The 15216-nt window shown below is 66.3% G+C and carries 14 protein-coding genes; 6 read left to right on the top strand and 8 right to left on the bottom strand.

What is annotated here, in order from left to right; all coding sequences use genetic code 11:
* Window positions 1-51: 51 nt before the first annotated feature.
* From ABIA73_RS18695 to ABIA73_RS18675, 5 genes are all read right to left on the bottom strand, one after another.
* The gene (locus ABIA73_RS18695; protein ID WP_025876509.1) at window positions 52-1656 is read right to left on the bottom strand and encodes a glucoamylase family protein; all 1605 of its coding nucleotides are present in this window, start codon (window positions 1654-1656) and stop codon (window positions 52-54) included.
* Between the two features lie 244 nt (window positions 1657-1900).
* Complete coding sequence (locus ABIA73_RS18690; RefSeq protein ID WP_059064656.1) at window positions 1901-4957, bottom strand: TonB-dependent receptor; 3057 nt, start codon at window positions 4955-4957, stop codon at window positions 1901-1903.
* Between the two features lie 76 nt (window positions 4958-5033).
* Window positions 5034-6056 (bottom strand): LacI family DNA-binding transcriptional regulator, encoded by a 1023-nt coding sequence (locus ABIA73_RS18685; RefSeq protein WP_025876505.1) that lies wholly within the window; start codon window positions 6054-6056, stop codon window positions 5034-5036.
* A gap of 164 nt (window positions 6057-6220) precedes the next feature.
* On the bottom strand, window positions 6221-6496 hold the full coding sequence (locus ABIA73_RS18680) for a BolA family protein (protein WP_354276148.1): 276 nt from the start codon (window positions 6494-6496) through the stop codon (window positions 6221-6223).
* Entirely contained in the window at window positions 6493-6792 is a 300-nt protein-coding gene (locus tag ABIA73_RS18675; RefSeq protein ID WP_025876500.1) for a YciI family protein, read from the bottom strand. Before ABIA73_RS18675 ends, ABIA73_RS18680 begins: the two co-directional genes overlap by 4 nt.
* A 373-nt stretch (window positions 6793-7165) precedes the next feature.
* On the opposite strand from ABIA73_RS18675, the gene ABIA73_RS18670 reads away from it, so the two are divergent.
* The 4 genes from ABIA73_RS18670 to ABIA73_RS18655 are packed head-to-tail and all read left to right on the top strand — an operon-like array spanning window position 7166 to window position 11409.
* Complete coding sequence (locus ABIA73_RS18670) at window positions 7166-8071, top strand: segregation and condensation protein A (RefSeq protein WP_025876498.1); 906 nt, start codon at window positions 7166-7168, stop codon at window positions 8069-8071.
* A gap of 13 nt (window positions 8072-8084) precedes the next feature.
* Window positions 8085-8957, top strand: coding sequence for an SMC-Scp complex subunit ScpB (gene scpB, locus ABIA73_RS18665; protein WP_025876496.1), 873 nt, complete (start codon window positions 8085-8087; stop codon window positions 8955-8957).
* Window positions 8950-10656 (top strand): pseudouridine synthase, encoded by a 1707-nt coding sequence (locus tag ABIA73_RS18660; protein ID WP_059064658.1) that lies wholly within the window; start codon window positions 8950-8952, stop codon window positions 10654-10656. Before scpB ends, ABIA73_RS18660 begins: the two co-directional genes overlap by 8 nt.
* A 27-nt stretch (window positions 10657-10683) precedes the next feature.
* Entirely contained in the window at window positions 10684-11409 is a 726-nt protein-coding gene (locus ABIA73_RS18655) for a hypothetical protein (RefSeq protein WP_133119351.1), read from the top strand.
* Window positions 11410-11473: 64 nt separating this feature from the next.
* Here the strand turns inward: ABIA73_RS18655 and ABIA73_RS18650 are convergent, their stop codons facing one another.
* Window positions 11474-12262 (bottom strand): AraC family transcriptional regulator, encoded by a 789-nt coding sequence (locus ABIA73_RS18650; RefSeq protein WP_025876489.1) that lies wholly within the window; start codon window positions 12260-12262, stop codon window positions 11474-11476.
* Between the two features lie 90 nt (window positions 12263-12352).
* On the opposite strand from ABIA73_RS18650, the gene ABIA73_RS18645 reads away from it, so the two are divergent.
* Window positions 12353-13480 (top strand): MFS transporter, encoded by a 1128-nt coding sequence (locus tag ABIA73_RS18645; protein ID WP_223482859.1) that lies wholly within the window; start codon window positions 12353-12355, stop codon window positions 13478-13480.
* Window positions 13481-13575: 95 nt separating this feature from the next.
* A complete protein-coding gene (locus tag ABIA73_RS18640; protein WP_059064786.1) occupies window positions 13576-13869 on the top strand; it encodes a hypothetical protein in 294 nt (97 codons plus the stop codon).
* On the opposite strand, the gene ABIA73_RS18635 is transcribed toward ABIA73_RS18640, so the two are convergent.
* Complete coding sequence (locus ABIA73_RS18635) at window positions 13856-14293, bottom strand: hypothetical protein (RefSeq protein WP_025876484.1); 438 nt, start codon at window positions 14291-14293, stop codon at window positions 13856-13858. The genes ABIA73_RS18640 and ABIA73_RS18635 overlap by 14 nt on opposite strands.
* Before the next feature lie 105 nt (window positions 14294-14398).
* Window positions 14399-15205, bottom strand: coding sequence for an amidohydrolase (locus ABIA73_RS18630; RefSeq protein WP_354276147.1), 807 nt, complete (start codon window positions 15203-15205; stop codon window positions 14399-14401).
* Between the last annotated feature and the right edge of the window lie 11 nt (window positions 15206-15216).

Here is a 15216-nt window from a genome sequence, read left to right as displayed (position 1 = left end):
AGTGCAGGCAATGCCCAGCGTCGCAGGCGGTGTTTCCAGTCGTGCACCTTGTTACTTCCCCTGGCCGGTGTTGCGGTTGGCATTGTTTTTCTGTTCCTGCGCGGCGGCCGCACGTGATTCAGCGATACCGACCGCACGTGCTGCGGCGGCCTTTTCATCCTTCTGCAGCTCAAGCGGCTGGAAGGAACCTTCCGGTGCCAGCCAGCCACCACTGAAGCCCGCCCGTTCCAGACCCTTGCGGATGTACGGGTTCTTCTTCATCACATCCCAGACGAAGTCGTTGCGGTAGTTGGCGATCATGGTCAGGATCGGGCCCTGGTCGATGGCGATGTAGTCGCTGGCGACCCAGCCACGATCGGGTACCACCCGCCCGGTCTTGATCGGGATGTCGTAGCTGAAGCTGGGATTGAACGAATCCAGGAAGCCATAGCTGGAGTAGATGTAGTCGCCGTAGCGCTTGTGCATCTCCAGCGTGGCCGGAATCACTTCCTCGGGCGCGAACACGACCGACGAGATCGCGGCGGTCGGCGCGATCGTACCGTCATCGAAATTCTCGCGCAGGCCTGCGCCGCGCGACGAGTAATGGCGGAACTGGCGCTGCTCGCCCCGGTATTCCTGGGTGGTGTTCTGCGGACCATCACTGGCGGTCAGGCCCCAGACGTTCTCGCCATATTCCTTCCAGTTCATCGGGTTGGCGATGGCGTACTCACGCTGGGCCAGCGCCGCCGAACGGCTGTTGAGGAAGTAGGTGCTGCCACGCTCGCGCATGTACGCATCCTGGATATCGCGGAAGTCGATCCAGACATGGCTGTACTGGTGGCCGAACAGCGGACCGAAGGACAGGTATTCCTGGCCCTGGTAGACGCCCCAGTCGTTGTCGTAGGTGCGCGTCCATACCGTCCACGCATCCGGGCTGACCGGGTGGCTGGGCGAGCCCAGGGCGAGGATGTAGACCATCATCGCTTCGTTGTAGCCCATCCAGTCATGGTCGATGAAGCCGTTCTCCGGGAACCAGCCCATCGAGATCAGCGGCGCACGCTGCTGCAGCCACGGCCAGTCGACCTGCTTGTACAGGGTGTCGGCGATCTGCCGGATTTCCTTCTCGCGCGGATCGTCGCCGTCGTAGTACGACTGGGCGAACAGCACGCCCATCATCAGCAGCGCGGTATCCACCGAGGACAGTTCCACCCAGCTGTCGTAGCGGCGCCCTTCCTGCATGTCCAGGAAGTGGTAATAGAAGCCCTTGTAGCCGGCCTTGCCGGTGCGCTGCGGGCCCATCGGCACGTCGCGGAAGAACTTCAGGGTGGTCAGGGTGCGGTCGATCGCCTGGTTGCGGCTGACCCAGCCGTTCTCGATGCCGATCGGATAAGCGGTCAGGGCGAAGCCGACCGAGGCGATGCTGGCGAACGGCCGCGACGGATAGCGGTCCGGGGTCAGGCCGTTGATCTCGTTGGTGGTATCCCAGAAGAACTGGAAGGTGCGGCGCTCGATGTCATCGAACAGCGGCGGCAGCTCCGGCTTCATCGGCCGCGGCGGTGCGTCGGCCTCGATCAGGATCACCGGCGGGCGCGGCTTGGCAGGCTCCTGCTGGGCCGGTTTGCAGGCGGCGATGGCCAGGGTCATCGCAGCGGCGGTCATCAGGTGGCGTGCCTGCATGGCGCGGTTCCTCCGGTGGGCTGATCGATGAAAGAGCATAACGTCCAATGACCTGAAATCGTTTACAAAGTGCGGTCTTAAAAAACCACGAAAACGTGGTTGATGACACCGCGGTCATTGCCCACGCCATTGCCCCCTGCCCGGCAATGGCGTGGGCAATGGACCGGCCCGGAGGCCGGCCATTGCCGTTGAAACCGGAGCCATCGGCGAACCGATGGCTCCGTACTGCATCAACTTCCCGCGATCAGAAGCGGAAGCCCACTTCGGCCTTGACCTGACGCGGAGTACCGATGATGTCGCCGGTCTCGTTGTAGCTGGCCTGCAGCTTGCCGTTGGTCTTGACGTAGTTGTAGGTGGAGAAGTTGTCGAAGTTGAACACGTTGATGATGTCGATACGCGCGTACAGCTCGGTATCGCCCGCCAGCTTGAACGTCTTCGTCGCCTGCAGGTCGACCGAACGGTAGCCGAAGATCTTGCCACCCACCAGGAACTTGCCATTGGCGTTGGGCACAGCCGCCTGCGGCGTCGGCAGGTTGTAGCCACTGGCCTGCGGCACCGGGTACCAGTCATTGACGGCGGTCGGGGTAGCCAGGGTGATCTTGCCGCCGAAGGTGATGCCCCAGAAGCCCGCGTACGAACCGGTGACCACCAGGCGGTGGCGCGGCGCGCCGTTGGAACGGATGGTCGGGTAATCCTCGATCAGGCCGCGGTCGAAGGCGTACTTCTCGTTGATGTCGCGGTTGTGGCGCGCGGTCGTCCAGGTGTAGGCGATCGAGGTACCCCAGCCGCTTTCCTGGGTGAACGGCTTCTGCGCCGACAGCAGGATCTGGGTCGCACGGGTCTTGATGCCCTGCTGGCCGATGATCAGGCTGCCGAAGCCCGGCACGTTGCAGCTCCAGGCCTGGCTCAGGCCCGGCTCGGTGCCACCGCACAGGCGCGGGTCATCGAAGAACTGGCCGGTCGGGTAACGGTTGCCCAGGGTGAAGGCGAAGCCGTCGTAGCTCAGGGTACGGGCGATGGTGGCGTCGGTCAGCCAGTCACCGATCTGGTTGCTCATGCCCAGGCTGAACTGATCGGAGTACGGAGCCTTCAGCTTGTTGTTCAGCAGATCCACTTCCAGGCCGGCATTGCTGGTCGCACCGACCAGGCTCTGCAGGTTGCCGATGCCGTTGAGCAGGTTCGGGTTCCAGTCATAGCAGGCGGCCTGGCCGTTGATGCAGGTGCCGGTGGCCGGGTTGCGGAAGTAGATGGTCGGCTGCGGCAGGGCCAGCTTGGTGGTTTCCAGCTGCAGGTTGTCGAACAGGTCGCGGTCGTACGAACGGCCGGCACCACCGTGAATCACGTGCTGCTCGTCGGCGTTGATGTCATACGAGAAGCCCAGGCGCGGCTGCCAGGCATCCTTGAATGCCTTGCGGTTGTGGCCGTTGCTGATGTAGTCGCTGATGTCCAGGCCGCCCAGCGCCAGCGAATCGGCGTAGGTCTGGCCGGCGGCAGCACGCGGATCCTGCGAATAGATCGCGTCGACCACGGCCTGCGGGGTGACGAAGTCCAGGTAGGACGGGGTCTTTTCGTAGTCCCAGCGCAGGCCGAGGTTGATCTGCAGGTGGTCGTTGACCTGCCAGTCGTCCTGGATGAACACGCCGTACTGCTTGGACTTCGAACGCACTTCACCGGACACGCCGTCCACGCCGGTCACCGGCTTGACGAACTGCGCCTTGTACGGAATGGAATCGGGGAAGTCCGGATCGCCCAGGCTGTAGGTGAAGGTCGGGTTGATCTGCGCCGCATCGGAGGCGTACAGGTCGATCGCCTTGTACTTCACGCCCATCTTGATGGTGTGGTCGCCGGCCCACTGGATGCCGTCCAGGGTCAGGTTGTCTTCGATCGACCAGCCCTTCTGGCCCTTCACCTGCGAATCCAGTGCCGATGCGCCACCGATCTTCACCACGGTGCGGTCTTCGGTACCGTCCGGTGCGGTGTAGGTGATGCCGTTGGCCAGGGTCAGCGGGGTCGGGTTGTTGAACGAATCTTCATGGGTGACCATCATTTCGTTGTAGTAACGCTCGCCGCTGTGGTTCCAGCGCAGGGCGTAACGACGGTCGGTGTTGACCACTTCACGACCGGCTTCCGGCGAGGTCTGGCCACTGAACTGCGACTGGGTTTCGTCGCGGTCCTGGAAGGTCAGCTCGATGCGATCGTTGTCGGTCGGCTCGAAGTCGATCTTGCCGAAGATCAGATCCTGCTGGAACGGCTGGCTGGCCGGGCCCAGGCCGGCGGCGCCTGCGGGCGGCAGCAGGCCGGCAGCACCGGTGACCGCGCCGTCCGGCGCGATGGTGACCGGCAGGTCGAAGCGCTTGGCTTCGTAGGTCACGAAGAAGTGCGCCTTGTCCTGGATGATCGGGCCGCCCAGGGCGAAGCCGTATTCCTTCTCGGCCGAGACCATCTTGTCCTTGCCGCCCTGGCGCTCGGCCGGGGTCTTGGCGCGCATGTCCTCATCGGTGTAGCGGTAGAACGCCTCACCCTTGAATTCATTGGTACCGGACTTGGTGGCAGCGGTCACTGCGGCGCTCGACACCTGGCCGTACTCGGCCTTGTAGTTGCCGCTGATGACCTTGTATTCGCCGATGGCCAGCTGCGGGAACGGGTTGCCGGCGCTGCCGGACTGGCCGGCCACGCCGCCGCCCTTGACGTAGCTCTTCTGGCCCACGCCGTCGATGTAGACGTTGGTACCGTCGGAATTGGTGGCACCGCCGCGCAGCGAGGTGTTGCCCTTGGCATCACGGGTGAAGATCAGGCCCGGCACCGCGTCGGCGAACTCCAGGAAGTTGCGCGACACCTGCGGGGTGGTCTGGATCTGCTGCAGGCTGACGGTCTTGCCGACTTCGGAGGTACGCACTTCCTGCAGCAGGGTCGGCGCGACGACGTTGACGGTGTCCAGGTTGGTGGCGGCGGTCGAGCCGGTACCACCGGCAGCCGCCTCGCTGAAGTTCAGCGTCGCGGTCGAGGCGACGGTGACGGTGACCTTCTGGGTCTGGCCGTTGGCGACCACGTTGTAGGTGCCCGGATCCAGGCCCATCAGCGAGTAGCTGCCGTCGGCACGCACGGTGCCGCGACGGACGGTGCCGGTGGCGACGTTGGTGGCGGTGACTTCGGCACCGGCCTGGGCGCCGGAGACCTGGCCGCGCAGGCTGGCGTTGGCCGACTGCGCCATGACGTTCGGGGCGGCGGCCAGCATCAGGCAGCTGACCAGTGCGGTGCTCAGCAGCCGGCGCGCCGGGGTGCGGATAGTGGAATGCATCATCAACTCAATCTCCGGGTGGCGGTGACCGCTTGCGCGGCACCTGCGATCAATCAAAAAAGAAGGAACGCCTCTGGCTTCAATGGCCGGATGGCGGAGTGGTGGAATCGCGAACAATCAGGCGCGGGACCAGGGTCTGCTTGTCCCCTGCCCCTTCCGTGGAGGTGCCGTCCATCAACTGCAACAAACGCGACATCGCCCGATCGCCCAGTTCGGCAATGCTGACCTGCATGGTGGTCAGCGACGGGTGAACGAAACGCGCAAGCGGAATGTCATCGAAGCCGGCCAGGGCGACATCGGTCGGGACATGGACACCTGCCTGCGCGAAGGCATACAGGCAACCCAGGGCCATCATGTCGTTGGCGGCGAATACGGCATCGGGCAGCGTGCCGGCTGCCAGCAACTCCTGACCGGCGCGATGGCCGGAAGCTTCGTCGAAATCACCGGGCAGCTCGATGCCTTCGGCGCCGCTGCCAAACGCCGCCAGCGCGTCACGGAAGCCGCGCAGGCGCTCGCGCGCGTCGAAGTTGAGGTCCGGGCCAGAAATGAATGCAATGCGCCGATGGCCAGCATCGAGCAGGTGGCGGGTCATCGCCATTGCCCCTGCATGGTCATCGATGCTCAACACCGGATGGTCCTGCCCAGGCAGGTAGGTGTTGATGAGTACCGTCGGCAATGCCTGCGGCAGGTTGTCGGTCAGGAACCCCGGGCTCTCCGCATAGGGCGAGAGCACCAGCAGACCGTCGACCCGGCCGCGCATGGCACGCAGGGCTGCACCCTGCTGCTCCTGGTCGCCGTGATAGCTCGACACCAGCAGGTGCTGGCGCCGGCTGCGGGCGACGTTGTCGATGCCACGCATCAGTTCGGAAAAGAATTCGCCGTACAGGTCCGGAAGCACCACGCCCACCGTATTGGTGCGGCGGCTGCTCAGGCTGCGGGCGGCGGCGTGCGGGGTGTAACGCAGCCGTGCGGCCACCTCCAGCACAAGCTGGCGGACCGGTTCGGCGACATTTTCATGCCCGTTGAGCGCGCGCGAAACGGTGGCCACAGAGACCTTGGCTTCACGGGCGACGTCTTTGATTGTTATGGCTGCCTTGTTCACGAAGCCGCCCTCCACGGCTTGGACCTACCAGCATTGGCGCGGAATGTAAGCGTTTCCATCTGCGCTTGTAAACAGTCCGTTAGACGAATGTCCCCAAACGGACACGGAAACCTGTCCCTGGCAGGCCCATCAACGGACCTGCCAGGACAGCGCGGGACAAGGCCTCAGCCCTGTTCTGACGGGGTATGCGCGCGGATGGACAACGCGTGGATGTCGGTTTCCATCAACGTGCCCAAGGCGGCGTAGACCGCGCGATGGCGCGCCAGCGGGGCCATTCCCGCGAAGCGCTCGCTGACCACGTGCAGGTTGAAATGGCCGCGACCATCGCGCGCTCCGGCATGGCCTGCATGGCGATGGCTGTCGTCTTCGATCTCAAGCACGCTGGGGGCCAGCGCGTGCTGCAGCGCATCACGAATCTGCTCGATCCGTTTCGCGTTCACGGCAGCACCTTGCGGAACGGACGCACCTGCACCCGCACGTAGACGCCCGCCGCGACGTACGGGTCGGCATCGGCCCAGGCCTGGGCCTGCTGCAACGAGTCGAAGCCGGCAATCACCACCGAGCCACTGAACCCTGCCGGGCCCGGGTCTTCGCTGTCGATCGCCGGACACGGTCCGGCCAGAAGCAGGCGGCCTTCATCGCGCAACGCGGTCAACCGTGCCAGGTGCTCAGGCCGCGCCTGCAGCCGCTGGGCCAGTACATCCTGGCCGTCATATCCTTCAATCACATACCACACCGGCATTTCCTCGCTTGCGTTGCTGGTGAAGCAATTCTAGCCAATCCAGCCCCGCGCCCGGCCTCGGCTGGACACTGGCGCGGCAAAGGCTTACCCTAGGAACCATTGCACGTGGCTGGATGCAGCAGCCCGTCGGTTTTTGCGGCCAACGCAGCCCCCGACGACCGACCCGCTGCTTCGAACCGGTCCACCCGACCGGGCCCCGTAGACGACCTCCCCGTAGTCCTGTCGCTGCCGTGTCCTGCGGAGCGTCCTGTTGTTTGATGTGTGGAACCGCGCCGAGACAGGCGCGCCTGGTGTCCTGGCGGTCCGTGGCAGTTGCCCGGTGTGCCAGCTACCGCGACTGGTCCGTTGCAATCCTGATCTCCATTAGATGACTTCCGAACTCGCGCTCGACGCGAACACGCCAACCCGGCCGCCCGCCCCCCAGCAGCAGGAAATGCCGCTGGCCGTGGTGCATGGGCAACCGGTCCTGCAGATTCCGCAGGACCTGTACATCCCGCCGGATGCGCTGGAAGTCATCCTGGACGCCTTTGAAGGACCGCTGGACCTGCTGCTGTACCTGATCCGCCGGCAGAACCTGGACGTACTGGACATTCCCGTGGCCGAGATCACCCGGCAGTACGTGGAATACATCACCGTGATGCGCGAGCTGCGCTTCGAGCTTGCCGCCGAGTACCTGGTGATGGCGGCGATCCTGGCGGAAGTTAAGTCGCGCATGCTGCTGCCCCGCCCCCCCAGCGTGGAGGGCGAGGAGGCCGATCCGCGTGCGGAGCTGGTGCGACGGCTGCAGGAGTACGAACGCTTCAAGCAGGCCGCCGAGGATATCGACGCCCTGCCCCGGCAGGACCGTGACACCACCGTGGCACATGCCTTCATGCCCGAGCGCGCCGCAGTGAAGCTGCCGCCGCCGGTGGACCTGAAGGAAATGCTGATGGCGCTGCACGACGTACTCAAGCGCGCCGAGCTGTTCACCGGCCACGCCATCAAGCGCGAGGCGCTGAGTGTCCGGCAGCGCATGGGTGAAGTGCTGGGGCGGCTTGAAGACGGCAGGTTCTATCGTTTTGAAAACCTGTTCACCGCCGAAGAAGGCAAGCTGGGCGTGCTGGTCACGTTCCTGGCAGTGCTGGAACTGGCCAAGGAGCAGCTGCTGGACCTGGTGCAGGAAGAACCGCTGGCGCCGATCTACGTGAAGTCCCTGGCCGCCGGCAATACCAATGCCCCGCTGCAGTTCAGCAGCGAGTTCGACGACAACGACGCCGCCAATGAAAACGAGTGAGCGCTGACTGCCGATGGATCAAACGCTGATCAACCGCATTGTCGAAGGTGCGCTGCTGGCCTCCAGCCAGCCGCTCACCCTGGCCCAGCTGAAGGACCTGTTCCCGGAAGATGAGCCGGCACCACCGGGCAGCATCGAACGTGCGCTGGAACGGCTGCGCGAGGGCTGCCAGGACCGTGGCGTGGAACTGGTGGAGGTGGCTTCGGGCTTCCGCTACCAGGTGACCGCCGAAGTACATGGCTGGATCAGCCGGCTGTGGACCGAACGCAAGACCCGCTATACCCGCGCCACCCTGGAAACACTGGCCCTGATCGCCTACCGGCAGCCGATCACCCGTGGCGAGATCGAGCAGGTGCGCGGCGTGGCGGTCAGCAGTAACATCATCCAGGCACTGGAAGAGCGCGAGTGGATCCGCGTGGTCGGCCACCGCGACGTACCCGGCAAGCCTGCGCTATTTGGCACCACCAAGGGCTTCCTGGACTACTTCGGGCTGAAGCGCCTGGACGAACTGCCGCCCCTTTCCGAGCTGAAGGACCTGGGCGACCTGGAACCGCAGCTGGCGCTGGATCGCGACGCACCCCTCGCCGCCAGTGCCGACGGCCCGGACGTGAGCGCCGACCCGGACGCCGCTGCAAATGACGACACCGGCACCACCGCCGGCGACACCCCCGATTCTGCCGACGCATTTCCTGCGGCGGCCGACGATGAGCAAGCACCTTCGCCCTCCGATGATGGGCACCCCGATTCCGCGCCGGGCGAGCGCGCGGTGACAGTGAACGAACGCGAAGACAACGCCGTCGCGAAGACGACCGTGGCTGTTGACCAAGCCGATTCCGAACCAGAGGCCGACCTCGAAACCGTCGGCCGGAGCAAAACTGATGAGTGACACCCCCCGCAAGCCCTCGTTGAACAAGCTTTCGCTCAAGCGCGAAGCCACGTCCGAACAGTTCAAGCTGGAAGAACGCCTGCACAAGGTCCTGGCCCAGGCCGGCCTCGGCTCGCGTCGTGCGCTGGAACAGCGCATTGCCGAAGGCCTGGTCAAGGTCAACGGTGAAGTCGCCCAGACCGGAATGTCGGTCAAGAGCGGCGACAGGATCGAACTCGACGGCCGCGGCTTCGTCGCCACTGCGCTGGCCGAGCCGTCGCGCGTGCTGGTCTACAACAAGCCGGAAGGCGAAGTGACCACGCGTGAAGACCCTGAAGGTCGCCCGACCGTGTTCGAATCCCTGCCGGCGCTGAAGGGTGCCCGCTGGATCGCCGTCGGCCGCCTGGACATCAACACCACCGGCCTGCTGCTGGCGACCACCGACGGTGAGCTGGCCAACGCCATGATGCACCCCTCCTTCGAGGTCGAACGCGAGTACGTGGTGCGCGTGCGTGCCCCGGAAGGCGAGGACAAAGTGCCCGATGCCGTCGTCGACCGCCTCACCCGTGGTGTCGCGCTGGAAGATGGCCCGGCCAAGTTCGATGAGATCGAACGCATCGGCGGTACCGATTCGCACGACTGGTTCCGCGTCGTGGTGAAGGAAGGCCGCAACCGCGAAGTGCGCCGCCTGTGGGAATCGCAGGGCTGCCAGGTCAGCCGCCTCAAGCGCACCCGCTACGGCAAGGTCAGCCTGCCGCGCGAACTGGCCCGCGGCCAGTCCGTCGAACTGCCGGGCAGCCAGGTCGAAGCACTGCGCGCCGAACTGAAGCTGGAAGAAGGCGCGCCGTCGGCCCTGACCCTGCAGCCGGTGATCGGCCAGCGTCGCGCCGCCAAGACCACCGTGCGCGTGCGCGAAGGTGGCCGCGGCAACGCTTACGTCAATGGTCACAACACCGCCGATGAAGGTCGCGAACTGCGTCGCTTCGACAACGTGCGCGAAGACCGCGGCCGCGGTCGCGGCGGCAAGGGTGGTGGTGGTTTCAAGGGCGGCCTGACCGTCAGCGGTGAAGCTGCTGCCAAGCAGTCGCAGCGCCCGTTCAAGCAGCGCGCGCCGAAGAACGACCGCTCGCTGCCGGAAGGCAATCCGGCCGCATTCCGTACCTGGTACGTGCCGGATGGCGTGAGCACCGGCCCGAGCGGCCACCGCAATGCCGGTCCGGGCGCTCGTGGCCCGGGTGCCCGTGGTCCGGGCGCAGGTGCAGGCGGCCAGGGCCGTCCGTACGGCAAGCCGAAGGGTCCGGGCGCAGGCGCCGGTGGCAGCCAGGGTCGTGGTGGCTACGGTGGTGAAGGACGCGGTGGCGCCGGTGGCGCAGGCGGCCAGGGTCGTCCGGCCGGTGCGGGCAACCGCTCGCAGGGCCAGGGCAACAAGCACCCGTACGGCCATCCGGGCAATGCCCCCAGCTTCCCGTCCGACCACGCCAATCCGGGCTTCAGTCCGTATGGCAGCTCGCGTCCGGCCGGCAACGGTCGTCCGGGCGGCAATGCGAATGCACGTCCGGGCGGCAACCGTGGTCCGGGTGCTCCGGGCGGCAATCGCGGCCCGGGTGGCCCCGGCGGCAACCGTGGTCCCGGCGGCCCGGGTGGCAACCGCGGCCCGGGTGGCCCCGGCGGCAACCGTGGCCCGGGTGGCCCGCGTCGCAGCGGCCCGCGCGGCGGCTGATCTCCACCTTCAATGAAGGACACAGCGATGACACGGATGTTGTCCCTCGGCGCCCGCATCGGCGCCGTGCTGGTGGCTCTGTTGCTGGTCGGCGGCTGCGAACGCGCTGCCGACCGGCTCAAGCAGGAAATCGCCGCCACGCAGAATCCCTGGCCGAAATCTTCGGCCCTGCACGATCCGGCCGACCGCATGCTGCGTCGGCTGATTGTCGATGAGCGCTATCTCACCCGCATCAAGCAGGCCGGTAGCAAGGACAAGGCTGCTGTCGCCGGTGCACAGCTTGCACTGGATGGCATCGGCCGCCTGCCCCGCCCCATGCTGGAGCGGCGTGCGCAGCTGCTGGCCGCAATGCTGCGCGGAATGCCGGTAGAGAAATGCGCACTGATCGCCCGCGCCACCACGGCGTCGGACATTGCGCAGGTAGGCAGGACCTTGTTCAACGAACTGGAGAAGCGTCCGTCGCAGGACATCGATTTCTGGTTCGAGATGAGCTACCAGGCCAGCCTCGCCGAGCTCGAACAGCGACCCGCAACCCCTGCCACTGAACAGCAGATTGCCGAGGCGACCGAGGCCCTGCTCGCCTCGATGGCTGACGAAAGCACGCGAGCGCGGGCCATGGCGGTACTGCCGCGGATGGACACCGCACCGGCTGCCGACGTCTGCTGGGCATCGCTGATGCTGCTCGATGCCGCGTCCAGCACCGTGCCCGAACCACATCGCGGCACATTGGCCTGGCTGATGGCCCAGCAGTAGACACGGCGACGGAAGCCGGGCCCACGCGCCTGCTTCCCCGCGTTCGGCCGCGACCACTCCACTCTCACCCTGCCGCTCGAGCGCTTTCGGCGCGCTGGAACGCCGCAGGCGTGGTCGCGACCATGCTGCGGAAGAAGGCGATGAACGGACTCTCTGCCGAGAATCCAAGTTCCAGCGCCACGTGCGCGACACGATGGCCGAGCAGCAGCAGTTCCATGGCCCGCATCAACCGCCATTGCTGACGCCACGCCTGGTAGCCCATGCCGGTATCGCGTTGCATCAGGCGCCCGATCGTACGCACGCTCAGTCCGCTGCGCTGGGCCAGCTCGCCCAGTTCGGGCGGCAGCTGCTCGGCCACCGGCAGGCAGCGGGCGATGCGCGGGTCGCGCGGTAATGGCAGCTCCATCGGCTCCACCGGCGCAGCGGCAATCTCAAGCACGCACAGCGCCAGTTGATGCCCCGCTCGCGGCGCTTGCCAGTCATGTGCGAACGGCGCCTGCGCGATCGGCTCCAGCAGCGCCTGCAGCAGGGGACCGACACCAATGATTGCCGGCTGCTGCGGCAACTGCGCCGACAGCGTGGCATCGAAGTACAGCGACCGATAGTCCACCGCCTGTCGCATCTGCGCGCGGTGCAGCAGACCACCCGGAATCCACGCCGCGCGCGATGGCGGCAACAGGCTGATGCGATCCCCGAACGTCAGCCGCGTGCAACCGGCGCGCGTGTACAGCAGTTGCGAACGTGCGTGCTGGTGCCAACCGGAGTCATGCTCGGCCAGCGTGGCAGCGATACCGATCACCGGGGCGCTCCAGGCATCGGCATCGAAGCGAGCGTCGGGCTGCAGCCATGCCATGTCCGATTTCATCCATCTACTGTCGTAATCACTAGAGTGCGCCATCAGCACGGCCACGACAATGCGCGCCCCTGTTTCCGGAGCGCGCCGATGTCACCTCGCCTGCTGTCCCTCACCATTGCGCTGCTGATGTTTCCGCAGCTGGCGCAGACCCTGTACAGCCCGGCGCTGGCGGATCTGGCGCAACGCTTCACCCTGCCGGCCAGCGCTGCCAGCCAGGCGATGAGCCTGTACCTGCTGGGGTTCGCGCTGGGCGTCCTGCTGTGGGGAAGGCTGGCCGACCGCGTTGGCCGTCGCCCCGCCCTGCTGGGTGGCCTGTCCGTTTTCGTGCTGGCGGCACTGGGCGGATTGGCGGCCGGCACGTTCGGCCAGGTGCTGGCTGCGCAGATGCTGGCCGCCCTGGGCGCCGCCGCCGCCTCGGTGGTGACCCAGACCGTGCTGCGCGACCACCTTGAAGGGCCCGCGCTGGCGCAGGCGTTCTCCTGGATTGGCATGGCGCTGGCGCTGAGCCCGGCGATCGGGCTGGCACTGGGCTCGCTGCTGGTCGCTGCCGATGGCTATGCCGGCGTGCAGGCCGGCCTGCTGCTGATCGCTGCATTGCTGATGCTGGGCTGCGTAACCGGGCTGCGTGAAAGCCGGCCCGCGCAGATCGCGCCCGTACCGCTGCGGCCCCTGCTGCGGCAACTGCTGGGCGACCGTTGGATCTGGTCGCACGCGCTGCTGGTCATGGCCTTCAACGTGGCCATGTACAGCTGGTACGCGCTGGGGCCGTTCGTGTTCGCACGCCTGCACTGGCCGGCCAGCTGGTTCGGCGCCAGCGGTGCGGTGCTGGCGCTGGGTTCGGCGTTGGGCGCCTGGGCCAATGGCCGCCTGTTGCGTGCCGGCGTCCCTGCATTGACGCGCATCCGCATCGCGGCATCGCTGGTACTGGCCGGTGGTGTCCTTGCAGCGCTGCTGCGCGGGCAACCGGTCATGGTGATGGCGATGCTGCCGGTCGTTGCGGGATTCGGCCTGGCCATCCCCAACGTGCTCGGGCAGGCACTACGCAGCTATGCACACTGCCTGGGCAGTGCCGGCGCCCTGTTCGGCCTGCTCTACTACCTGCTGATCGGCGCGGCGATGGCCGTTGTCGGCGCACTGCAGATGCTGGCGCCATCCATCATCGCCTGTGCACTGCTGGCGCTGTGGTTGCTGCGTCCGCGGAGCGCGCTGGCCTAGGAATTGCTGCAAACGCCCTGCACTGTGCGCCACTGCCGGAAACCGCGCGGCAGCGCTGGCTATGGTGCGTGTACTCCGCAACCACGCAGATGCCGATGATCACCATCACCGCAGAACAGGCCCGCGCAAACGCTGACGCCGCCACTCGACCGATCGAGCAGTACTACAGGGATCTGGACAAATCGATCCAGGTCGGCTCGGAAAACGGCCGCCGTTACATCGTGTTCGGCTTCAACAAGGCGCTGGCCAGCGAGCGCCTCGTCGACGGCGTCGTCGAGCAACTGCTGCAGAACCGCTTCAGTGTCGAACGGCTGCCCAGCGACGCCGAGCAGCACTACATCCGCATCAGCTGGGAAGCCGGGGAGCCCTCCCGCCTCAACGCCGGCTGATGGTGAACGCCGCGCCGTCCACACCCAGGTCCCAGCCCTTGCCGGTACCGGACAGGGCCAGCGAGATGTCTCCCTTGGTCATCACCTGCGCGTTGCTGGACTTCACCGCACCGGCATGCGCGCCGACCGAGGCGTAGGTGCCCAGCAGCTCGCCGACGCTGCTGGCGCCGGTGAAGCTGCCACGGCCATCGGTGATCTTCGACTTGCCAACGGTCAGGCCGCCGCCCTTCAGCTGGATCCGCACCGGCATGCTGGAACCGTTGGTGCAGTGGATGGTGCCGTTGCCCGAGGCGGTCTTGTAGATCAGTGACCAGCCGGACAGGTTGTAGCGCAGCTGGCAGTCAAGGTTGCCACCGGCCTGCGCGGTCGGGGCCAGGGACGCTGCGGCCAGCGCCAGCAGCAGGGCAAACGGCTTGGTATTCATCGGCAGAACATCCACATCGGTCGGAATGTGGGCGAATCTAGCAGCGCGCGCGTGCACGTTGGATGCAGGCGCGCGCGGTGGGGCGGGAAGCGTTCAGCCGCCGTATCAGGCCTGCACATCCAGATGGAAGGCATCGGCATCGAGCATGGCCGGGAAGCGTGCACGATGCGAGGCCAGCGCTTCGGCGGAGATGGTGGTGGTCACCACCTGCTCGCGCTCGCGGATCTCCACCTGCGGCTGGCCGAGGAAGTCGATGACCGCGCTGTCGCCGGCGTAAAGCAGCTGGTTGCCGTCCACGCCCACGCGGTTGACTGCGGCGACGAAGCACAGGTTCTCGATCGCCCGCGCGCGCAGCAGGGTCTTCCACGCGTAGGCGCGCGTGGAAGGCCAGTTGGCGACGAAGATCTGCAGGTCGAAGTCCAGCTGTTCGGCTCGCTCGACGTTGTAGCGGTTGCGGCAGAACACCGGGAAACGCAGGTCGTAGCAGACCTGCGGATTGATCCGCCAGCCCTTCCATTCCACGCACAACCGGTCGCGGCCGGCGGCGTAGCGCTCGTGCTCGCCGCCGTAACGGAACAGGTGACGCTTGTCGTAGTACTGCAGGCCACCATCGGGGGTGGCGAACAGCAGGCGGTTGTAGACGCCCTCACCATCGCGCAGCTGCACGCTGCCGATCACTGCCGCATTCAAGGCTTTGGCCTGCGCGCGCACCCACGCCACGGTCGGGCCGTCCATGCCTTCGGCCTGGGCGATCGCTTCATTGGAGAAACCACTGGTGAAGGTTTCCGGCAGGATCACCAGATCGGTGGTGCCGGCCAGCGGCGCCAGCAGCGCGCCGTAGTATTCGCGGTTGCCGGCCGGGTCGTGCCAGCGGGTGTCGCCCTGGACGAGGGAAATGCGCAGGTCCTGCATGCTGTCTCCTC

Origin of the sequence: Stenotrophomonas sp. 2694, assembly GCF_040548715.1 — a bacterium.
GTDB lineage: Bacteria > Pseudomonadota > Gammaproteobacteria > Xanthomonadales > Xanthomonadaceae > Stenotrophomonas > Stenotrophomonas indicatrix.
This window is presented reverse-complemented; position numbering and strand designations above follow the sequence as displayed.